This is a genomic window from Streptomyces sp. NPDC054770, from assembly GCF_053611985.1.
On the sequence record NZ_JBSHBL010000056.1, the window covers coordinates 14554 to 35114 of the forward strand.

Annotated in this window: 16 protein-coding genes; 6 read left to right on the forward strand and 10 right to left on the reverse strand. The window is 72.0% G+C overall.

The window, feature by feature from the left end:
- Nucleotides 1–99: 99 nt before the first annotated feature.
- Genes ACWGKQ_RS36310 through ACWGKQ_RS36325 form a run of 4 tightly spaced genes read right to left on the reverse strand, consistent with a single transcriptional unit; the run spans nucleotide 100 to nucleotide 6005 of the window.
- The gene (locus tag ACWGKQ_RS36310) at nucleotides 100–2829 is read right to left on the reverse strand and encodes a glycoside hydrolase family 38 N-terminal domain-containing protein (protein WP_453296297.1); all 2730 of its coding nucleotides are present in this window, start codon (nucleotides 2827–2829) and stop codon (nucleotides 100–102) included.
- Nucleotides 2830–2858: 29 nt separating this feature from the next.
- Nucleotides 2859–3665 (reverse strand): carbohydrate ABC transporter permease, encoded by an 807-nt coding sequence (locus ACWGKQ_RS36315; protein ID WP_453296339.1) that lies wholly within the window; start codon nucleotides 3663–3665, stop codon nucleotides 2859–2861.
- Nucleotides 3666–3712: 47 nt separating this feature from the next.
- Nucleotides 3713–4663: a carbohydrate ABC transporter permease gene (locus ACWGKQ_RS36320; RefSeq protein ID WP_453296298.1), complete on the reverse strand. Its 951-nt coding sequence runs from the start codon at nucleotides 4661–4663 to the stop codon at nucleotides 3713–3715.
- Nucleotides 4664–4670: 7 nt separating this feature from the next.
- Nucleotides 4671–6005, reverse strand: coding sequence for an ABC transporter substrate-binding protein (locus tag ACWGKQ_RS36325; protein ID WP_453296299.1), 1335 nt, complete (start codon nucleotides 6003–6005; stop codon nucleotides 4671–4673).
- Between the two features lie 244 nt (nucleotides 6006–6249).
- Here ACWGKQ_RS36325 and ACWGKQ_RS36330 point away from each other — a divergent pair, with 244 nt between their 5' ends.
- Nucleotides 6250–7251: a LacI family DNA-binding transcriptional regulator gene (locus tag ACWGKQ_RS36330; protein ID WP_453296300.1), complete on the forward strand. Its 1002-nt coding sequence runs from the start codon at nucleotides 6250–6252 to the stop codon at nucleotides 7249–7251.
- A gap of 30 nt (nucleotides 7252–7281) precedes the next feature.
- On the opposite strand, the gene ACWGKQ_RS36335 is transcribed toward ACWGKQ_RS36330, so the two are convergent.
- Nucleotides 7282–7854: an ester cyclase gene (locus tag ACWGKQ_RS36335; RefSeq protein ID WP_453296301.1), complete on the reverse strand. Its 573-nt coding sequence runs from the start codon at nucleotides 7852–7854 to the stop codon at nucleotides 7282–7284.
- Between the two features lie 107 nt (nucleotides 7855–7961).
- On the opposite strand from ACWGKQ_RS36335, the gene ACWGKQ_RS36340 reads away from it, so the two are divergent.
- The 5 genes from ACWGKQ_RS36340 (at nucleotide 7962) to ACWGKQ_RS36360 (ending at nucleotide 12190) form a co-directional block, all read left to right on the forward strand.
- Complete coding sequence (locus tag ACWGKQ_RS36340; protein ID WP_453296302.1) at nucleotides 7962–8573, forward strand: TetR/AcrR family transcriptional regulator; 612 nt, start codon at nucleotides 7962–7964, stop codon at nucleotides 8571–8573.
- Between the two features lie 166 nt (nucleotides 8574–8739).
- The gene (locus ACWGKQ_RS36345; RefSeq protein WP_453296303.1) at nucleotides 8740–9366 is read left to right on the forward strand and encodes a cysteine hydrolase; all 627 of its coding nucleotides are present in this window, start codon (nucleotides 8740–8742) and stop codon (nucleotides 9364–9366) included.
- Between the two features lie 115 nt (nucleotides 9367–9481).
- Nucleotides 9482–10081 carry a TetR/AcrR family transcriptional regulator gene (locus ACWGKQ_RS36350; RefSeq protein ID WP_453296304.1) on the forward strand — a complete coding sequence of 200 codons (600 nt, stop codon included), beginning with the start codon at nucleotides 9482–9484 and terminating at the stop codon, nucleotides 10079–10081.
- A gap of 208 nt (nucleotides 10082–10289) precedes the next feature.
- Entirely contained in the window at nucleotides 10290–10919 is a 630-nt protein-coding gene (locus tag ACWGKQ_RS36355) for an isochorismatase family cysteine hydrolase (protein ID WP_453296305.1), read from the forward strand.
- On the forward strand, nucleotides 10916–12190 hold the full coding sequence (locus tag ACWGKQ_RS36360) for an MFS transporter (protein WP_453296306.1): 1275 nt from the start codon (nucleotides 10916–10918) through the stop codon (nucleotides 12188–12190). Before ACWGKQ_RS36355 ends, ACWGKQ_RS36360 begins: the two co-directional genes overlap by 4 nt.
- A gap of 136 nt (nucleotides 12191–12326) precedes the next feature.
- Here ACWGKQ_RS36360 and ACWGKQ_RS36365 read toward each other — a convergent pair whose 3' ends face one another.
- The 5 genes from ACWGKQ_RS36365 to ACWGKQ_RS36385 are packed head-to-tail and all read right to left on the reverse strand — an operon-like array spanning nucleotide 12327 to nucleotide 20555.
- The gene (locus ACWGKQ_RS36365) at nucleotides 12327–13556 is read right to left on the reverse strand and encodes a glycosyltransferase (protein WP_453296307.1); all 1230 of its coding nucleotides are present in this window, start codon (nucleotides 13554–13556) and stop codon (nucleotides 12327–12329) included.
- Nucleotides 13557–13590: 34 nt separating this feature from the next.
- Nucleotides 13591–14595: an alcohol dehydrogenase catalytic domain-containing protein gene (locus ACWGKQ_RS36370; protein ID WP_453296340.1), complete on the reverse strand. Its 1005-nt coding sequence runs from the start codon at nucleotides 14593–14595 to the stop codon at nucleotides 13591–13593.
- Nucleotides 14596–14603: 8 nt separating this feature from the next.
- Entirely contained in the window at nucleotides 14604–15431 is an 828-nt protein-coding gene (locus tag ACWGKQ_RS36375; protein ID WP_453296308.1) for an alpha/beta fold hydrolase, read from the reverse strand.
- Nucleotides 15428–15754: an acyl carrier protein gene (locus tag ACWGKQ_RS36380; protein ID WP_453296309.1), complete on the reverse strand. Its 327-nt coding sequence runs from the start codon at nucleotides 15752–15754 to the stop codon at nucleotides 15428–15430. The genes ACWGKQ_RS36375 and ACWGKQ_RS36380 overlap by 4 nt, the downstream gene beginning before the upstream one ends.
- A gap of 49 nt (nucleotides 15755–15803) precedes the next feature.
- On the reverse strand, nucleotides 15804–20555 hold the full coding sequence (locus ACWGKQ_RS36385; RefSeq protein ID WP_453296310.1) for a beta-ketoacyl synthase N-terminal-like domain-containing protein: 4752 nt from the start codon (nucleotides 20553–20555) through the stop codon (nucleotides 15804–15806).
- Nucleotides 20556–20561: the final 6 nt, after the last annotated feature.

Sequence of the window (20561 nt, forward strand, 5' to 3'; positions counted from 1 at the left end):
GCCCCCGAAGGGGCGCGGGGCTGTGTCAATATGCGGCTCCGCCGCGTGGGCGCGACCAGCCACGACGGACCGGCAGACGACAGACGGCACATCGCGGCCCTACCAGCGGAGCACCACCGTGCGGATCTCCCAGGGGCCGAGGACGAGGTCCAGTCCGTCCCGTACCGGTTCGGAGCCGATCGGCCGGCCGAGCAGGTCGACGGTGGTCGCCCCGGTGAAGGTGCCGGTCACGCGGACGGCCGTCGCGGTGTCCCGCAGCGCGGCCAGCCGGACCTCGGTGCCGGGCCCGTGCCCGGGGTCGGTGACCCGGCGGATGCTGGACACGTGCACGTCCCGGCCTTCGACCCGCACACCGGCCGTGTCCGCGGGCAGCGGGCCGCCGCCGGCCTCGGTGCCGCGGGTGACGAGGCAGTCGTTCCGGAACTCCTCGGCGAGGGCGACCGCGTCGGCGCCCTGCCAGCCGGCCGCCGAGGGCAGCACGGCGAACCGGTTCTCGATGCGCATGCCCAGGTCCTGGGCGCCCGGCGCGGGGATCTCGCTCGCCGCGGGTTCGTCGCGCAGGGGGTGGATGTTGACGCTGATGGAGCCGATGGCGCGCAGCAGGGTGAGGGCGAGTGCGGAGCCGTCGTCGACGAGTTCGTACTCGGCGGAGTGGTCGAGCAGGACGGTGGCCGGGCCCGCCGCCACGAAGGTGCTCGCGGGAAAGGTCGGGATGGGGTACTCGCCCCAGCCGCCCTCGGCGGTCAGGCCGCGCTCGGTGACGGCGAACTGCCCGGCCGACGCGGAGGAGGTGACGGGCAGCGGCAGCGGGACGTGCAGGCGCAGCCGGTGGTCGGCGGACCGGTTGAGGAACGAGGTGGAGATACGGACGAAGGGCTCGCCGGCGCGGACCTCCACCAGCATGTCCACGGGGGTCGGGACGGTACGGCCGGCGCGCCGGTCCCGGTCGCCGTCGGCGAGCGCTTCCGGCCACTCGTAGACGCGGGTGACGCGCAACCGGGCCCGCAGCGGGCCGTCTTCGAGGAGTTCTACGTCGACCCGGGCCAGCTCGGACACCAGGACGTCGTGGGCCGGCGGGGCGTAGTTGTAGCTGTCGCCGCGGTCGCCGCCGTCGACCAGGCGGCCGACGCCGGACAGGACGGTGCCGTCGACGCCGGTCACGTCCAGGGTGCCGTCGGCGGCCACCGCGACCTCGACCAGGCCGTTGGAGAGGGTGTCCGCCGTCGCCGTCGCGGGCCGCAGCGCCGGGGCGGTGGGCCGGTCGTCACCCGCCTCGACCCGGAAGGCGGCGAGCCCGGCGGCCGGGACGGGTACGGCCACCAGCGCGGTGGCGCGGGCCTGGGCCAGGGTCCGTACCCGCCACTCCCCCGGGTGCGCCGCGGCCGCTGCGGCGACCTCGCCGCGCAGGGTCATCAGGTCGAAGGGGCCTTCCGGGACCTCGGCGAGGTGGAAGACCAGGGAGTTCGGGGTGAGTTCGTAGCCGTTGATCAGCAGGCCGAACAGCTCGCGGCGGTGGATGCGGCGCAGCACGCGTTCCAGCTGGGAGGCGTCCAGCCGCTCGTCGCTGAGGACGGTGGGGGCCTGGGAGACCAGTTGCACGGGGTGCGCGGTGCCGTCGGCGGTGGTCGCGACCAGCGTGCCGCCCTCCGGGGCGGCCACCACGTCCACCTCGGCCAGTGCGGTGCGCGGCGCCGGCAGCGGGTTGGCGACCAGGTAGGCGTCGCTGGGTACCCCGGCGGCGGGCTCGGCGAGGGCCGCGTCCCGGACCGCGCGGGCGGTCTGCGCGGCCTCGGCGAGGCGGGCCGCGACCTGGTCGCAGGTCTCGTCGGTGCCGGAACCGACCACCGAGTCGTGCGCGGTGGACTCGATGATCTTGTGCCAGGCGAGGGCGAGGAAGTTGCCGTCGTCGCGGCCGGACCACAGGGCGTTCATCCGCTCGGCGTGGTCGACGGTCCGCTCGGCGGCGGCCATCCGCTGCTTGAGCCCGAGCCGCACCGACAGCACGCCCGGAAGGATGTTGCCCCGTACATGGCTGCGGAGTTCGCCGGTGACGACGGCGGTGACCTCGTCCCGCGCGTGCTTTCGGATGTATTCGTCGAGCGTGGCGACGGTGATCGGCCGCTCCTCGGTGGAGGCCTTCCGCAGCCAGTCCGCCAGCCGCGGGTCGGGCGCGTTGTGGTCGGTGCCGGACATGGCGAGCACCGGGTCGCCGCCCCACCGCTGCGCCGTCATCGCGGCGTACTCGGCCAGCGCACTGCGGATCCGGTCCGGCACCAGCAGGACGTCGAGACCGTTGTCGTACCCGTCGAAGAGGAACTCGGTGCGCACCTCGGAGCCGTCGGGCGCGCGCCAGCAAAAGGCGTGGCCGTCGACCGTGCCGGGCACCCCGCGCCACAGCGCGGCGTGCTCGATGCCGGCCCGCGCCAGGATCTGCGGCATCTGCGCGACGTGGCCGAACATGTCCGGGAGATAGCCGACCGGCATCGCACCGCCGAGCCGCTCGGCGGCCGCCCACCCCATCTGGAGGTTGCGGACGATGGTCTCGCCGGAGCAGAGGAACTCGTCGAGCAGGATCAGCCACGGGCCGACGGCCAGCCGGCCCTCGCGGACCAGGGCCGCGACCCGGTCGCGGTTCTCGGGCCGCATCTCCAGGTAGTCCTCGACCGCGGCCATCTGCCCGTCGACGGTGAACCGGAAGTCGGGGTCGGCCTCGGCCGTCTCCAGCACGGTGTCGAGGGCGGTGACGAGTCGGTGCCGGAACACCTGGAACGGCTCGTACCACTCGCGGTCCCAGTGGAAGTGGGGCACGAAGACAGCCGGGTTGGGCATGGCGGGGAACACCTTCTGTGCGTGGGGGGTCACTTGAGCGAGCCGGCCGCGAGGCCGGTGCGCCAGAACCGCTGGAGGAGGATGAACACGATGATCACGGGCACGATCGACACCAGGGAGCCGGTGATGATGGACTCCTGGAGCAGCGGGGCGCGGGCGGTCTGGCCGTTCCACTCGTACAGGCCGAGGGTGATCGGGAAGAGGGACTCCTTCTGGAGCATCACCATCGGCAGGAAGAAGTTGTTCCAGATGGCCACGAACTGGAACAGGAAGATCGTCACCAGTGCCGGGGTCATCAGCCGGAACGCCACCGAGAAGAACGTGCGGAACTCGCCGGCTCCGTCCAGCCGCGCAGACTCGATCAGCTCCTGCGGCACGGAGGCGTTGGCGAAGATCCGCGCCAGGTAGACGCCGAACGGGCTGACGATGCTGGGCAGGAACACCGCGAAGTAGGTGTTGACCAGCCCGGTCGCCGAGAACAGCAGGAACAGCGGCAGGGCGAGCGCGGTGGTGGGCACCAGGACGCCGCCGAGGATGACGGAGAACAGGAACTCCCGGCCGCGGAAGTTGAACTTGGCGAGGGCGTAGCCGCACAGCGCCGAGATCAGGGTGCCCACGGCCGCGCCCAGCACCGCGTAGAGGACGGTGTTGAGGGCCCAGCGGCCGAAGATGCCGTCGCTGCGGGTGAACAGGGTATGGAGGTTGTCGAACAGGTTGAAGTGCGAGAACACCAGCCCGTTGGTGGCGGCGAGGTCGCCCTGCGGCTTGGTCGACGCGACGACCAGGAAGTACACCGGCAGCAGGAAGTAGACGGCCAGGAGCAGCATCAGCCCCATGGCGGCCGTACGGCTGACCCGGCTTTCGCGATCAGTGGTCGGGGTGCTCACAGTCCCGCCTTTTTCGAGGTCAGTCGCATGAACCCGAAGCTCAAGACGAAGGTGATGACGGCGATGACGACGGAGATGGCCGCGGCCTGCTGGTAGTTGTTCCCGGAGGCCACCGTGTAGGCGAGCATGTTCGGGGTGAACGTGCTGGAGATGTTCGAGGAGATCTGCCGCAGCACGGCCGGCTCGGCGTACAGCTGGAGCGTGCCGATGATCGAGAAGACGGTGGTCAGGACGATCGACGGCGCGATGATCGGTACCTTGATCCGCCAGGCGATCGCCCAGTTGGAGGCGCCGTCGATCTTCGCGGCCTCGTAGAGCTCCTGCGGGATCGACTGGAGCGCCGAGAACATGATCAGCATGTTGTAGCCGGTCCACAGCCAGGTGGAGACGTTCGCCGCCGACCAGAGCACGGCGCGCGGGCCGAGGAAGTCGGGGCGCAGCCCGACGCCGTTCAGCAGGTCGACGACCGGGCTGAGCTGGGGCGAGTAGAGGTACGACCACATGATCGCGGCGATCACGCCGGGCACCGCGTACGGCATGAACGCGACGATGCGGAAGAACCCCTTGGCGCGCAGCAGGGGCGTGTCCAGCAGCAGCGCGATGATCAGGGCCACGAACAGCATGACGGGCACCTGCACGATGCCGAACAGGCCGATGCGGCCGATGCTGGACCAGAACTCGTTGTTCTGGAGCACCTGCCCGTACTGCTCGAAGCCGCCGAAGGTGGTGTACGACGTCCCGTACTGGCCGCCGGCGCGGCGCACGACGCGGAAGCTCTGCCAGAGGGCGTAGCCGACCGGCACCAGGTAGAAGAGCAGGAACGGCAGGAAGAACGGGGTCACGAAGGCGGCGACGGTGGCCGCCCGGGGGCCGCCGCCGTCGAGGCGACGGCGACGGCCCCCGGGCGTGGTCCGCACGCCGGCCGAGCGGGTTGCGAGGTCGGTCATGCCGTGGTCACTTGCCCGCCGTCGCCGGGATCGCCTGGTCCTTCATCGACTTCAGCGCGGCGGCCTGGGCGGTCGCGAGCGCGTCGCTGAGGGTGCCGCTGCCGGCCGCGGCCTTGGCCAGCGCGTCCTGGAGGGCCAGGTTCACGGTCTTCTGCGTGGGGCCCCAGGCGAAGCTGGTGTCGATCTTCTTGGAGGCGTCGGCGAAGACGTCGAAGATCTTCTCGTTGTTGTAGTACGGCACGCCCTGCTTCAGCGCGGGCAGGTCCAGGCCCGCGGTGGCCGCCGGGTAGAGGCCGCCCAGCTTGTTCTCCAGCGCCAGGGCGTCCGGGTCGGTGTTCAGCCAGGTGTTGAACTCCACCGACTCGTAGAGGTGCTTGCTGCCCTTCATGAACGCGACGGTCGAGCCGCCCCAGTCACCGGAGGAGCCGTTCGCACCCCAGGTCGGCATCGGGACGATGGTCCACTTCCCGGCCTGCTTGGGCAGGTTGTCGCGGAACATGCTGTAGCCCCAGGCGGCGCCGACGTAGGTGGCGAGCTGGTCCTTCTGGTACGCCGCGTACATCTGGGTGGAGCCATGGGCCAGGTCGGTGCGCACGACCTTCTCGGAGATCAGCTTCTGCCAGTAGTCGGCGACCTGCTTGCTCTGCGCCGAGTCGACGGTGACCTGCCACTTGTCGCCGGAGTAGCCGTACATCTTGGCGTTGTTCTGCCACAGGAGCCCGTTGAACCACTCGGCGTTGTTCGGGTCGAAGAACGTCATGTCGAGCTTCGGGTCCGCCTTGTGCAGCTTCTCGGCGGCCGTCGCGTACTCGTCCCAGGTGGTGGGGACGGCGACGTTGTACTTCTTGAACAGGTCGCTGCGGACGTAGAGCGCCATCGGGCCGGTGTCCTGCGGGATCGCGAACACGCCGGTGCCGCCGAAGCTGGTCTGCGACCAGGTCCACGGCACGAACTTGGACTTGGCCGCGGTGGCCGCCTTGCAGGCGGAGGCGTCCACGAAGGCGCTCTGGGTGCGCAGGTTGGGCAGTTCGTCGTAGCCGACCTGGGCGAGGTCCGGGGCCTTGCCCGCCTTGAGGGCGTTGCCGAGGGTGCCGTACTGGTCGTTGGAGATGTTCTTCGTCTCGACCTGGACGTTCGGATGCTGCTTGTTCCAGAGGTCGACGACCTTGTCCATGCCCGGAACCGTGTTCCAGTACTGGAGAGTGACCTTGCCCTTGGCGGGCGCGCAGGCGGATCCGGACGCCTTGTCCGACGAGCCGGACGCGGAACATCCGGCGAGTACGACGATGCCTGCTGTGGCGGCCGCGGCGGCCAGGCGGGTGCGCGTGATTGTGCTGGTCATGTCTTCCGTTCCAGAGATCGCCTGGCTACGAGGCCCAGGCGGGTCGACTTTGACACCTGGAGGCGGATGCCTTCTGGTTGGACTAGGCTTCCGTGAGCGGTACCGTGAGCGCTCACGGGAGCGGTAACGGGAAGCGATTGGGAGTGTGTGCTCCTGAACGCCAGAGTGTCAAGGTTTCTACGCATCGGGGCATACTCGGTGTCCCTGCGACGCTGGCGCGTCGGCAATTACGCGGAGGTGAGTGATGGCGTCGTCGGGGACCGGACCTCGTAGGGTCACGATCGACGATGTGGCCCTGGCCGCGGGCGTGTCCCGGCAGACCGTGTCACGGGCGCTCAACGACAAGGGCGAGATCGGCGCCTCCACCAAGCAGCGCGTGCTCGACACCGCCCTCGCGCTCGGCTACCGGCCCAGCCGGTTCGCCCGGGGGCTGGTCCGGCAGGACACCGTCAGCGTCGGGCTGGTGATCCCCGACCTGCTCAACCCGTTCTTCACCGAGGTCGCCGCGGCCGCGCTGGAGGCGGCCCGGGACCGCGGCTGGCATGTCGTCGTGTACGACACCGGCGACCGCACCGAGGAGGAGCGGGGCACCCTGGAGGTGATCGCCGCCCAGGTCGACGCCGTCGTGGGCTACCTCAGCCTGCCCGAGGACGAGATCGACAAGCTGACCCGGGGGCTCCCCGTGGTGCTCATCGACCGCGAGCACCGCACCCAGCGGTTCAGCTCGATCCGGATCGACGGCGAGAGCGGCGTGCACGCGGCGATCCGGCATCTGACCGCGGCCGGGCACCGGCACATCGGCATGCTCGACCACGCCGAACGGTCCGAACCGAGCATCCGGCACCGGTGGTTCGACGCCGCGATGTCCGCGTGCGGACTGGACTCGACCTCGGTGGCCCGCGCCGACCAGAGCGTCGAGGGCGGCGAGAGCGCACTCCAGGAACTCCTCGGCCGGCATCCCGACATCACCGCCGTGTTCACGTTCAACGACATCATCGCCATAGGAGCCCTGCGCGCCGCCCGCCGGACCGGCCGGCAGGTCCCCCGGGACCTCGCCGTGATCGGCTTCGACGGTCTGCAACTGGGCACCCTCGTCGACCCCCCGCTGACCACGGTGGCCCTGGACACCCGCCGCCTCGGCGCGCTCACCGTCGAACAGGCGGCCCGGCTGCTGACCGGCAGCGGCCCGCTGCCCGCCGGCGAACTGACGGTGGGGACGGAGCTGCGGCTCCGCGAGTCGGCGTAGGGGGTCGGCCGCTCAGTGGGCTCAGTGGGCTCAGTGGGCCGTCCCGGGGCGGTCACGCAACTGCGTGGCCGCATCGGCCGCCTCCGCGGTGACGCGGGCGGCGGCGCGGGTGGCGCGGCCGGTCAGCCGCCAGGCGACCATGCGGAGGGCCGTGGGCGGGGCCGGCGGGAAGACGCCCAGCTGGCCGAGCATGGTGATGTCGTCGCGGACGGCCTCGTGGCGGACCACCTTGCCGTCGCGGAGGCCGAGCACATGGATCTGCTCGAAGTCGATGTCCCGCCCGGTGGGAGGTACGGCCTGGTCGAGTGCGCCGTCGCGGTAGCGGACGAAGGGGCCGGTGTGGCGGCCGCGCATGCGCAGCCGCACCCAGATCCCGTCGTCGTCGAGCGCGCAGCCGAGGACCGGGAAGCGCAGGTCGCTGAAGGCGGAGCGCATCCACGCGCCCGAGGCGAGCACCCCGGCCGGACCGGGCACCGTACAGGCGGCCGGTGCCACGGCCGCCTCGCGGTTGCGGAAGTCCTCGTGGACCACGTCGGCGGCGAGTACCGGATCGCCCGTCTCGAGGACCCGGAAGAGTCCGTGGGCCAGTTCTGCGGGATCCATTCCCATGGGGTGCCTGCCTCTCGTCGGCTGGGTTCGCGGCGATGACCTGCCCGAACTCGATTGAGGTTATAGCACGCCTAATGAATTCATCGCGATAGCATGTGATCATGTCGCCCAAGCGTCCCTACGTCTCCCCGCTGCGCGAGCAGGCCGCCGAACGGACCCGCGAGCTGATCGTGCGGCACGCCACGGAGCTGTTCGCCGAGCGTGGCTACGGGCGGGTGACCGTCGCCGACATCGCCACGGCCGCGGGGGTGGCCGCCAAGACCGTCTTCGCCAGCGCCGGGAGCAAGAGCGACATCCTGAACCGGATCGTCGACCAGGGCGTGAGCGCCTCCGGTTACGAGCAGGCGATGGCGGCGCTGCTCGCGGAGCGGACGCCGGAGTCGGTGCTGCGGATGCTGGCCCACGGCACCCGGCGGGGCAACGAGGGCCAGTTCACCGTGCACGAGGCGATCCGCAAGGCGCTGCCCGTGCACGAGGACGGCGAGGCCCTGTGGGAGCGCGCCACCGCGGACTACCGGGACGCACTGCACACCGCCGCCCGCCACCTGCACACCCTGTCCCCGCCCCCCGCCTTCCCGGTGCGGGAGACGGCCGACCTGCTCTGGCTCTGGTTCGGCCCCACCGGCTGGCGCACCCTCGTGGTCGAGAGCGGCTGGACCTGGGACCGCGCCGAGGACGTCCTGTACCGCACGGCACTCACCGCTCTCCGCTGACACCGCCCGGAGAACGGCGACCGACCACCGGAGAACGGCGACCGGCGACCGCGAACCCCGTACGGGTCCCCCAGGAAGCCGCGGTTGCCGGTGGGTCAATTCGGCCATACGGTTCATATCCGGCGTCCTGGCCCGAGAGCGGGCGTGACGGAAACCGAGGACTGTCATGACCGACACGTACGACCCCGCGCGGACGGCGATCCTGCTGGTCGACCCGTACAACGACTTCCTCGCCGAGGGCGGCAAGATCTGGCCCTCGGTCAGCCACGTCGCCCTCGACGTCGGGCTGCTGGACCATCTGCGCGCCGTCGTCGCCGCCGCCCGCGAGAACGGCGTCCACGTCTTCTTCGTCCCGCACCGCCGCTGGCGGGAGGGCGACTACGACGGCTGGGACCACCCCAACCCCACCCAGCAGCGTGTCCGGCGGAGCCACCCCTTCGCGGCCGGCACCTGGGGCGGCGAGTTCCACCCCGACTTCCAGCCCGCCGGCACCGACGTGATCGTCAAGGAGCACTGGGCGCAGAGCGGTTTCGCCAACACCGACCTCGACTTCCAGCTCAAGCAGCACGGCATCACCCACGTCGTGCTCATCGGCCTGCTGGCCAACACCTGCATCGAGTCCACCGGCCGCTTCGCCATGGAACTCGGCTACCACGTCACCCTCGTCCGCGACGCCACCGCCGCCTTCGAGCCCGCGATGATGCACGCGGCCCATGAGCTCAACGGGCCCACCTTCGCGCACAGCATCACCACGGCCGGGGAGCTCCAGCAGGCGCTGAAGAACGGCGCGTAGCGGTCGCCGGCGGACGGCACCGCGCCGCGGACCAGGCCGGTGGCAGGGCACGGAGTATGATGGCCGTCATCCAGTTGGCGGCGGTCCGACGCCGCGTCTCACGGGGAGGTCCGGCATGGGGCACTCGCAGGCGGACAAGGCCGCGTCCCGCGAACGAGTGCTGCGCATCGCCTCCCGCAAGGTCCGGACCGAGGGCGTCGCCCGTCCCGGCATCGCGGAGCTGATGCAGGAGGCGGGCCTCACCCACGGCGGCTTCTACAAGCACTTCGCCTCCCGCGACGACCTGCTCGCGCAGGCGGCGGCCCGGGCCCTCGCCGAGGGCTCGGCGAAGATGGAGAAAGCCGCACGCGGGAACGAGCAGGAACCGGCGACCGGCCTCGTCGACGCCTACCTCTCCCAGCGGCACCGGGACGCGCCCGCCACCGGATGCGCCCTGGTCACCCTCGGCGCGGACGCCGGGCGCGGGGACCAGCAGTTCAAGGACGCGTACGAGAAGCAGGTGCGCGGGTACCTGGACCTGATCGCCGGGATGGACGACGCCCCCGAGGAAGCCAGGGCCGAGGCCATGCTCACCCTCAGTGCCCTCGTCGGCGCCATGCTCATGTCCAGGGCGGTCGCCGACCCCGCCCTCTCCGACGAACTGCTCGCCACCGTCGCCGACCGCCTCAAGCAGCGTCCGTCAGGCACCGCCGGCCCGGCCGGCCCGGCTGCCTGATCCACCGCCCGGCACACCTCCTCCCAGCAAGCCGAAACGGCTGGCGCCCGCGAAGGCGCGAGTGCGGACGCGACATGCCCAATCTGGATGTCACCCAACATCCAGATAGTCAACATAAACACCCATTGACCTGGCACTTTTGACTTTCTGGATTACGGCAAACATCCTCATTGGTGTTGGTGAACGCCACCGAGCATGAGGAGACACCGTGCCCACGAGCCACGACCCCCGCCGTACCGCCGTCCTGCTGGTCGACCCCTACAACGACTTCCTGTCGGAGGGCGGGAAGATCTGGCCCCGCCTGAAGCCCATGGCCGAGGAGGCCGGACTCCTGGGGCACCTGCGCTCCGTGGTCGCGTCAGCCCGGGCGACCGGCGTGCGCGTGGCGTTCGTTCCCCACCGCCGCTGGGAGCCGGGTGACTACGAGACCTGGGACCACCCCAACCCCACCCAGCGCGCCGTCATGGAACGGCAGAGCTTCGCCCGGGGAACCTGGGGCGGCGAGTTCCACCCGGACTTCCGGCCGCAGCCCGGCGACATCGTCGCCCAGGAGCACTGGGCGCAGAGCGGTTTCGCCAACACCGACCTCGACTTCCGGCTCAGGCAGCACGGCATCACCCACGTCGTGCTCATCGGCCTGCTGGCCAACACCTGCATCGAGTCCACCGGCCGCTACGCCATGGAACTCGGCTACCACGTCACCCTCGTCCGCGACGCCACCGCCGCCTTCGAGCCCGCGATGATGCACGCCGCGCACGAGCTGAACGGCCCCACCTACGCCCACGCCATCTCCACCACGGACGAGGTCGTCGCCGCGTTCGAGGGAGGCCGGGCGTGAAGCGGGGAACCGTCCCCGTCTTCGCCACGGCAACCGCGATCACCGTGGCGAACATCTACTTCACCCAGCCGCTCCTCGACGAGATCGCCCACGGATTCCGGATCTCGCCCTCCGCGGCCGGACTGGTCGCCACGACCGGGCAGATCGGCTACGCCCTGGGCATCATCGCCATCGTTCCGCTCGCCGACGGCGTCCGGCTCCGCCGGCTGTCCACCCTGCTGCTGGCGGTCACCGCGGCCGCCCTCCTCGCGGGCGCCTTCGCCCCGTCGCTCGCCCTGCTGAGCATGGCCACCCTCGTACTCTCGGCGAGCACCGTGCTGCCGCAGGTCATCATGCCGACCGTGGTCTCCATGGCGGCTCCCGGCCAGGCCGGCCGCGTCCTCGGGGCGGTGGGGACGGGGCTTACCCTGGGCGCCCTGCTCTCGCGTACCGTCGCCGGCCTCATCGCCGAGGCCACCGGGACCTGGCGGGCCTGCTTCGTCGTCGCGGCCCTGGCCACCGGCGCCCTGCTCCTCGTCCTCCCGCGGTACATGCCGGCCCAGCCGCCGGCCCGGACCGGTGCACCGCAGAGCTACCTCCGGCTGCTGGCATCGCTGCCCAGGCTGATCGCCGAGCACGCGCCGCTGCGCCTGTCCGCCGCCCTGGGCGGAACCGTCTTCGCGGCCTTCTCCGCCTTCTGGTCGACCCTCGCCTTCCACCTCACCGCGGCCCCGATCGCGCTGGGACCCGCGGTGATCGGACTCTTCGGCCTGTTCAGCGTGCCCGGCGCCCTGGCCGCCCGCTACTCGGGACGCCTGACCGACCGTTACGGAGCACGGCGGGTCAACGCCCTGTCCCTCACATCGGCCCTGCTCGCCTTCGTACTGTTCGCGTTCGCCGACCGGTCACTGACCGCCCTCGCCGTCGGCTGCAACCTCCTCGGCTACGGGACGACCAGCGGTCAGATCGCGAACCAGGCCCGCATCTTCGCCGCGCGGCCCGCGATCAGGGCTCGTCTCAACACGGTCTACATCTTCTCGCTGTTCGCCGGCGGCGCCGCGGGATCCGCCGTCGCCGGGGTGCTGTTCGCCGCGCACGGGTGGACCGGCACGGTGAGCGCCGGACTCGGCTTCCTGCTGCTCGCCGCAGGCGTCCTGGCCGGGCATGCCCTGCGTACCCGGGGCGGGTCCGGTGACACGGCGGTGACCGCCCGGACGGTCCCGGAGAACGCGGTGGCCTCGGACGGCTCGGAGGGCGGTGTGCGCGTCGGCACCGCCGGCGGTCCACGGTAGGTACCGGACCGGCCTGGGCACAGCGCTTCACGGGCCGCTCCCCCGGGTGCTTCGTGCGGCGTCCACCGGCCGGACTCGACGCCGGCCACTTCGCCCCGAACGCACCCGGCACCCGCCAATCGCCGGCCAGGGACGCTCACGCAGCCGGTGCGTCGTTCCCGCCGGTGGCGACGAGGCGCTCAAGCACGGCCGGCGCCGCTTCCGCTCCGGGCAGCGCCAGGACCTGCCGGCGGGCGCCGCGGGCACGATCGTGGAAGGTGCTGTCGGTGAGCACCGTGTGGCACGCCTTTGCGAGTTCGCCGGCATCCGGGTCCGTCACGGCGACCCCGAGGCCGAGTTCGGCGACGCGGGCGGCGTTGTGCGGCTGGTCCTGGTTCTGCGGGTGCACGACCATGGGGACACCGGAGCGCAGCGCCTCCCGGATCCCGTTGTAGCCGCCGTGGGTGACGAACAGGTCGGCGACCTCCAGCACCAGCGGCTGGGGCACGGAGTCGGTGACGTGCACGTGCTCCGCCCGGGGCAGACCGTGGACGTCGATTCCGCCGGTCGCCACCACGGCCGAACAGTCCACCTGCGACAGGGCGTCCAGGAGCAGCCGGATGCGCTCCCGCGGCTCGATCATGCTGGGCAGTGCGACACCGGCCCGCTGGATGGCCGCCTGCATCGGCATTCCGGTGCCCACGGCGGCGAGGACCAGCGGCCGGTCGGCGGGCAGCCCGGCGATCCACGAGGGCAGCAGCTCGCCGGGCCGGGTCAGCACCGGCTGACGGAACCTGAACACCTGCGGCCACTCGAACTTCGTGAAGGAGTAGGCGGCGGGCAGGTAGTCCACCCGTCCGTAGCCGTACAGGCCGTGCCCGGACGTGCCGAGACCGAACTTCGGACCGTGTGCCGCGAGCGGATCGGCCAGGCGGTGCGGATCGAACAGGATGGTCGGCCCGCCGGACATGGCCACATGCGGGACCCCCAGTGCCTCAGCGACGAGGTAGCCGACGCAGTCGAGGTCGTCCCTCAGCACCAGGTCCGGCCGGTAGACACGGCCGATGTCGAGGCCCCGCACGAACAACTCCCGCCATCCCTTCGCCCGGAAGACCTTGTTGATCAGCTCCGTGGGATCCGGCACGGTGCGGTGCACGACCTCGCCGCGGGCCTCCGCCGCGGCGTCCAGCCCGAGCAACATCCACATCCAGTCGTGCGCGTTCGGCAGCACCGCGTCGACGGTGAACCGTTCACCGCGCAGGGTGCGGCCCATCACCTCGGAGGTGACCACCCGCACGTCGTGGCCCGCGTCCACCAACGCCCTGGCCAGCGGAACGAACTTGCGGGCATGGGACGGAGTGGCGTTGACGGTGCACAGCACGCGCACGGGGCGGCCCTTCTCTCTGACAAGGTGGGTGTGGTCACGTTCGCAACACGAGGCGGGCCTGGCTCTGTTCACCGCTTCGCAGGCGGTCCACCGCGGCTTCGGCATCGGCCAGGTCGAACATCTCGCCGACCGACCGGGACAGGTCCAGGGTGCCGTCGGCGACCATGCGGACCAGCTGTTCGACGTGGACCATCTCGGATCCGTAGTGCCCGATCACGGACTGCCGCAGGTAGGCCAGCCGGGCGCCGGAGGGCAGGGTCACCGGGCCGTTCCACATCCCGGCCAGCACCAGCCGGCCGGACCAGCCGAGCAGTCCCAGCGCCTGCTCGTGGGCGGCCGGCACGCCCGCGAAGTCGAAGGCGGCGGTCAGGCCCCGCTCCTGGGTGCTCTCGGAGACGTACCGGTCCAGTGCGGGGTCGTCCGGCGCGAACGCGGCGTCGGCGCCGAGCGACAGCGCCCGTTCACGCGCCGACGCCCGCGGGTCCACCGCGACGAGCAGGCCGACGTCCGACAGGCGCAGAAGCTGGACGGCATGCGCGCCCAGACCGCCCACGCCCCACACCCCGACATCTTCGCCGGGCCGGACACGCGCGGTACCCGTGATCGCCGCCCATGGCGTGGACAGTGCGTCGGGGATGATCGCCGCCTGGGCGAACGGCAGTTCGTCGGGGATACGGACCAGGGTGTCCCGTCGGGCGATGGCGAACTCGGCCCACCCCCCGTCGAAGTCCATCCCCCGGGTGACGACCGCGCCGTCACCACGGAGCTGGCCCGGCAGCAGGATCACGCGCATACCCGGCCGCCAGCCGCGCACACCCGGCCCGACCGCGTCGATCGTGCCCGCGACCTCGTGCCCCGGTGTCACCACGCCACCCCGGAGGTGAGGCGGCGGCAGCGATCCGTCGAGGAGATGGACGTCCGTGTGGCAGACCCCCGCCGCGGCCACCCGGACCCGCACCTCACGAGGGCCGGGCTCCGGGACCGGCAGCCTCTCCAGCCGGAGGGTGCGCTCCTGGACGTTCAGGCGGACGGCCAGCATCCGTGCGGTCACGAGGCGCTCCTCGCCGCCGCGGGGCTGTCGTCACGTCCGGCAGCAGAGTCGCCCGTCTGCTGCGCCAGCCAGGCGAGTACGTGGTCACGGACCTCCCGGTGGTTGTCCACCAGGAGCGTGTGTCCCTGGTCGGCGAAGACCACCGTACGGGCCTGCGGCAGCAGCCGTCTGGTCGCCGGGGCGCGCCCGCGCAGCGGTGACCGCCTCCCGTACAGGCAGAGCACCGGGCAGTCGACGGCGGCCAGCCCGGCCGGGTCCAGCGGTGGGCCGGCCGGCAGTTCGTGCTGGATGGACGTCTCGGTGAGCAGCGCCCGCACCTGCGGTGTGTTCAGCAGCTTCCAGGGCCCGTCCGTGGCCTGCCGGCCGGACTCGGAGACCCGGACGAGTTCCTTCACCAGCTTGGCCACCCTGCCGAAGTAGCCCGCGGTAGGGGCTTCCGCTTCGACGGCGACGATGCCGGCCGTCCGTTCCGGACGCCGGGCCGCGTAACCGAAGGCCAGCGCGCCGCCCAGGGAGTTGCCGACGAGGAAGACCCGGTCGGCGACCTGCCAGTGGAGCAGCAGCGCGTCGACGTCGTCCAGCAGGTCCGCGAACCGGTAGCCGCGCGCCGGGCGTCCACTGCGCCCGTGACCGCGCAGGTCGTAGAGCAGGACACGCATTCCGGCGGCGGCGAGCGGATACGCCAGCGTGAGGTACCAGCTGGCCATGCTGTCGGGCGCGATCCCGTGGATCAGAAGGACCGTTCCCCTGGGCCGTGGCCGGTCCCCCGCGGGCGGGATCTCGGCCACATGGGTGGTGATCCCGTTGATCTGGACCTCGTTCATGCCCTGTCGGCCACCCTCAGGGGCGAGTCGGGAGCGGCCCCGGGCTGCTGAGAGTCGACGATGTAGGTGACGAGCTGGCCGACCCGCAGCTCTGTCGCGATGGCCGCCTGGTCACCGGCGACGAACAGGGCGAAGTTGACCGAGTCGCCGTAGGCGGCCTGCAACCGGCCGGCGAGGGCGACGACATCGATGCTCTCCATCCCGAGACCGTCGCGGAACGTGCTCTCGGGCGTGATGTCGAGTTCGTTGTCGAAGTCGCCCATGGCGGCCCTCAGCATGTCCGAGACTTCGGCGAAGACGGTGTCCCAACGCGATATGGGCATGGTCAGACTCCTTGGGGCGTGTCGAAGAGATGTGGGGCGAAAGGGACCGTCAACCGATCGGCCCCCAGGTCCAGGCGACGACGTAGCGCCGCTCGGGCAGTCCGGGCGGGTTGGCCACCTCGCGCAGTCCCACCCGGTAGCCGCGCCGGCCCACGGTCACCCGCAGGCCGACCGCGTCGTGTCCGGTGACGACGAACCGGCGCGGGTTGTCGTCCAGTCCGGTGCGCTCGGCCTTGCCGACGGCTTCCTTGGCCGCCCAGAACCGCGCGAACCACAGGCCGCGGCCGTGCCCGTCGTCGGCGAGCCCGTCGAGCAGCGTCAGTTCCGCGGGGGTCAGCGCGTACCGGACGGTGCTCTCGTCGCGGGGCATCACCTCGACGACGTCGATGCCCACCCCCGGCGCGTTCCGGTCGGCGTCGGCCTCCCACGGCTGGGCCAGCGCCACCCCGATCTCGGCGCAGTGCGCCAGCGACACGTCGCAGTCGACGAACCCGGAGCCGGGCCGGGAACGGAACCACGGCCGGCCGGTGTCGTCGTTCTCGATGCCCACCTCGATGGGATAGACCTCGGCGAGACCTTCCTCCCACTGCCGGTGGCGCACGGCGTCCTTGGCGGCGACGCGCCCGAGCAGCCACTGCCGCCGGTTCACCGGCCTCATCCGCTGGTACTCCTCGGCCGCGGGCCGGCCCAGGAGGCTGAACGCCGACATGTCACGGGCGACCGGGTCGGACCACCAGTCGAACGCCGCCGTCCAGCCCTCCGGCTGCACGGCCGTCACCGGGTGGCGTCCCGGGAACCGTTCGGCGAGGCGGTTGTCGGGCCCGCTGTCGAACCGCCGCTCGACGGTGCCGTCCACCTGTACCCAGACCTGGCCGCCGTGCAGCATCTGCAGGTCGGCCACCAGGCTCTCGTCGTCGAGCCGGGTGACGCGGGCGAGCCCGGTGACCACGGTGCCGGCCTCGGGTGCCGGGCCGAAGAACCTGATGCGGCCCATGGACACGGGCAGGACGACCGGACGTTGCGGGTGCATGGTGTTCAGCCAGGCGGCGAGCAGCTGCGCGAGGCTGTCGAGGAGAGCGCCCGGCGCCTCGGGCACCGTGATCAGGCCCCGTACGAAGGTGTCGCCGATCGCCTGGATCTCGGTGATGCCCTGGAAGCGGGGCCCGTGGAACAGCAGCCGGTCCCGGTAGAGCTGCTCGGCGGTGATCGCGGGCGGCCGGCCGTCGGCGGGATCGGCCGTCCACGCGGAGGGGCGGTCCGCGTCCACGGGAAAGGCGGACGACATCACGACGACGGCGCCGGCATGCGGCCCGAAGGCGACGGACCAGCGGCCGGGTCCTGCCGGTCTGACCGTCACCTCGACCTCGGTCGCGGGGGCCGCGAGCAGCCAGCGGTGGAACTTCGCCTGCTGCACCTCGACGGGCACCAGCCCGGGGGCGACCTCGCGGACCGCCTCGATCATGTGGTGCACCACGGTGGTGGCCGCCATCACCGGCCACCGGTCCTCCGGGAACGGCCAGTCGTCCGGTTGCGGGAAGAAGCAGTGGTCCAGCAGGTACGGCATCGTATCCAGCGACACCTTCAGGGTCGTCCGCACCACATCGGTGCCGGGCCGGGCCGCCGGGGTCCCGGCCGGGGTCTCGGCGTTCAACGCCGCCCCCGCCGCTTGTACGGACTGCTGGAGCAGGCCCATCAGTTCGGCGGCCGCACTCGAACTGCCCGCCATGTCACGCAACACGTCCAGCGTGGCGTCCCTCGCCACCGACCGGCCGAGCGAGCCGGATGATCCGGGCGAACCAGGCGAACTCGGTGATCCGGGCGCGACTGGGGAGGCCGACGCGACGGGGGCGGTCGGGCGGATCGGGACGGCCGGGGTGACGGGGGCGTCCGGGACGGCCGACGTAACGGACACGGCCGAGGTGACGGACACAGGCGGGGTGGCCGGGGCGGCCGGTGTCGGTTTGTGGTCGCTCGGCGGGGTCGGGTGGGCCGCCGGCCCGGCGGCAGGGGACGGACCGGTGGCCGGCACGGCGGCCCCGCGCAGCAGGCCCGGGGCGTCCGTGCCGAGCCGGGCCAGGGGCGTGTTCAGGTTCACCGGCAGCACCGGTCCACGGCGCGGGCCGGGCAGGACCAGCTTCCCCGTACGGTCGCCGGCAGCGGCGGCCGGAGCCGTGAGAAGGCGCGGATCGGGATTGCCTCCGTCGGCCCACACGGCGGTGGCCACCCGGCGCAGCTGGTCCAGGCCGCTGCGGTGCGCGGTGTTGACCGCGATCGCCAGGTGCTCCGCGCCCGACAGGTTGTCCTGGACGAGGGCGGGCAGCTGGCCGACACCGACCTGGAGGAAGGCGCGTACCCCGGACTCGTACATGGCCTTGATCATGGGCCGGAACCGGACCGGTTCCACCATGTGCCGGACGAACAGCGCGTTGACCTCGTCGGGGTCGGCCGGGAACGGCGCGGCCAGGGTCGCCGACCAGACGGGGAGCGTGGGCGTCCGGACCTGCCAGTGCCGCAGGGCCTCGCCGATGGACTGGAGCCCGTCGGCGAACTTCGGCGTGTGGAAGGCCGCGGAGAACGGCAGCAGCTGGCAGATGACATGGCGGGAGCGCAGCTCCGCGACCAGCTCCTGGACCTGCGGTTCGGGGCCGTTGACGATGCACTGGTTCGGCGCGTTGTCGTGCGTGACCACCACGTCGGGAAAGGCGTCGAACAGGGCCGCCACCGAGTCCGCCCCCGCGCTGACCGCGGCGAAGACGTGCCCGCGTACCTCGACCGAGTCGGCCTTGAACAACTGAAGGAACTCGTCGACGTCCGCGCGGTCCATCTGACCGCTGACGATCGCCGCGGTCCACTCGCCGATGCTGTGGCCGGCCACGGCGTCGGGCACGATGCCCATGCGCCGCAGCGCCTCGCTGAGCATCCTGCCCAGCTCGGTCAGACCGGTGCCGTGCTGCCCGAGGTCGTTCGCCGACCACTGCCGGTCGGGCAGTCCGAAGCGGGCGGCGATGTCCGCCGTACGAGGTACGAAGTCCGCCTCGATCCCGGGGAAGACGAAGGCCACCTTGCCACCGCCCGCGCCGAGCAGGGGGCGCGGCGCGAACCAGATGTCGCGGGGGCCACGCCAGGCCGCACCGCGCTCGACCAGCCGGCGGGCCATGGAGAGACGCTTGTCCGTGGGATCCATGACGCCGATCCGGCAGGTCCCGTCGGAGCCGTCGTCCGTGGCCGAGGCACGCCGCTGCCCGCGGGCCCGCACGGTGTGGTGGTCCTCGGCGAGCAGTTCCGCCAGGGCCGCCGGGTCGGACGCGGACAGCCACAGCATCTGGTCGGGCTCGGCCACGGATCCGACCGCGGCCGTGTCGGGTGAGGGAACGGCCGCCGGGCGGCGGGCGGGCCGTGCCACGTGCTCCTCGATGATCACATGGGCGTTCACCCCTCCGAAGCCGAAGGCGTTCACCGCCGCGCGCCTGGGTCCGGGGGCCTCCCAGGGACGGGCGGCGGTGATCGGGGCGAACCGGGTCCGTTCCATCTCGTCCCGGGGGCGGTCGCAGTGCAGGGTGGCCAGCTGCATGCCGTGGTGCACCGCCAGCGCCGCCTTGACCAGCCCGGCGATGCCGGCCGCGGGCATGGTGTGGCCGATCATCGACTTCACCGAGCCGATGACCGGACGGGAACCGTGGCCGTGCGGGCCGAAGACCTCGGCGACGGAGGCCAGTTCGGCGGCGTCACCGGTGGGCGTGCCGGTGCCGTGGGCCTCCAGCAGTCCGAGGGCGTCCGGCGCGCACGGGTCCAGACCGGCCGACTGCCAGGCCCGGCGCAACGCGATCACCTGGCCGGCGGAGATCGGGTTGAACATGCTCGCGGACCGGCCGTCGCTGGACGTGCCGGTGCCCCGGACGACCGCGTAGATCCGGTTTCCGTCGCGTACCGCGTCGTCCAGCCGCTTGAGTACGACCACGCCGGTGCCCTCGCCCATGAGCAGGCCGTCCGCCGCCGCGTCGAACGGGCGGATCCTCCCCTGCTTCGACACGGCCCCCAACTGGCTGAAGGCGGCCCAGAAGGTGATGTCGTGGGTGTGGTGGGTGCCCCCGGCGAGGACGGCGTCCAGCCGGCCGCCGGCCAGCAGACCGACGGCCTGCTCGACCGCGATCAGCGAGGAGGCGCAGGCGGCGTCGATCGTGTACGCGGGGCCGCGGAGGTTCAGCCGGTTGGCTATCCGGGAGGCGGCGAGGTTCGGGGTCACCCCCAGCACGCCGTCGGCGTGCAGCGGGCCCAGCTCCTCGTCGAACCGCCGCCGGACCTGTTCGAGCCGGTCCTCGCCGAGTTCCGGGAACAGCTCGCGCAGCGTCTTGACGACCTGGTTCGGCACCCGGACCCGCTGGCTGAACCGGGCCTGCGCCGAGCTCAGCGTGCCGCCCCGGCCGAGGATGACCCCGATGCGGTCGGCGTCAGGCATGCGGTCCGCGCCACCGGCGTCCTCGATCGCCGCCGCCGCGACCTCCAGGGAGATCAGCTGGTCGGGCTCCATGTCGGGCACCGAGTGCGGCATGACGCCGTACCGCAGCGGCTCGAACGTCGCGATGTCGTCGACGAAGCCGCCGCGCCGGCAACGGACCCAGTCCAGCCGGTCGCCGGACTGCCGCGGGTCGAAGAACTCCCGGTCCCAGCGCCCTTGAGGCACCTCGGTGATGGCGTCCACCCCGCCGACGAGGTTCTGCCAGTACGCGTCCAGGGTGGGCGCCCCCGGCATGAGCACCGCCATGCCGACGATGGCTATGCGGTCCACGGCTGTCTGTTCCACCGTGGC

Excerpts from the sequence above, each read along its gene's own strand:
- ACWGKQ_RS36310 (WP_453296297.1), bottom strand. The coding sequence starts at position 2,829 with ATGCCCAACCCGGCTGTCTTCGTGCCCCACTTCCACTGGGACCGCGAG.
- ACWGKQ_RS36315 (WP_453296339.1), bottom strand. The coding sequence starts at position 3,665 with ATGGGGCTGATGCTGCTCCTGGCCGTCTACTTCCTGCTGCCGGTGTAC.
- ACWGKQ_RS36320 (WP_453296298.1), bottom strand. The coding sequence starts at position 4,663 with ATGACCGACCTCGCAACCCGCTCGGCCGGCGTGCGGACCACGCCCGGG.
- ACWGKQ_RS36325 (WP_453296299.1), bottom strand. The coding sequence starts at position 6,005 with ATGACCAGCACAATCACGCGCACCCGCCTGGCCGCCGCGGCCGCCACA.
- ACWGKQ_RS36330 (WP_453296300.1), top strand. The coding sequence starts at position 6,250 with ATGGCGTCGTCGGGGACCGGACCTCGTAGGGTCACGATCGACGATGTG.
- ACWGKQ_RS36335 (WP_453296301.1), bottom strand. The coding sequence starts at position 7,854 with ATGGATCCCGCAGAACTGGCCCACGGACTCTTCCGGGTCCTCGAGACG.
- ACWGKQ_RS36340 (WP_453296302.1), top strand. The coding sequence starts at position 7,962 with ATGTCGCCCAAGCGTCCCTACGTCTCCCCGCTGCGCGAGCAGGCCGCC.
- ACWGKQ_RS36345 (WP_453296303.1), top strand. The coding sequence starts at position 8,740 with ATGACCGACACGTACGACCCCGCGCGGACGGCGATCCTGCTGGTCGAC.
- ACWGKQ_RS36350 (WP_453296304.1), top strand. The coding sequence starts at position 9,482 with ATGGGGCACTCGCAGGCGGACAAGGCCGCGTCCCGCGAACGAGTGCTG.
- ACWGKQ_RS36370 (WP_453296340.1), bottom strand. The coding sequence starts at position 14,595 with ATGCTGGCCGTCCGCCTGAACGTCCAGGAGCGCACCCTCCGGCTGGAG.
- ACWGKQ_RS36375 (WP_453296308.1), bottom strand. The coding sequence starts at position 15,431 with ATGAACGAGGTCCAGATCAACGGGATCACCACCCATGTGGCCGAGATC.
- ACWGKQ_RS36380 (WP_453296309.1), bottom strand. The coding sequence starts at position 15,754 with ATGCCCATATCGCGTTGGGACACCGTCTTCGCCGAAGTCTCGGACATG.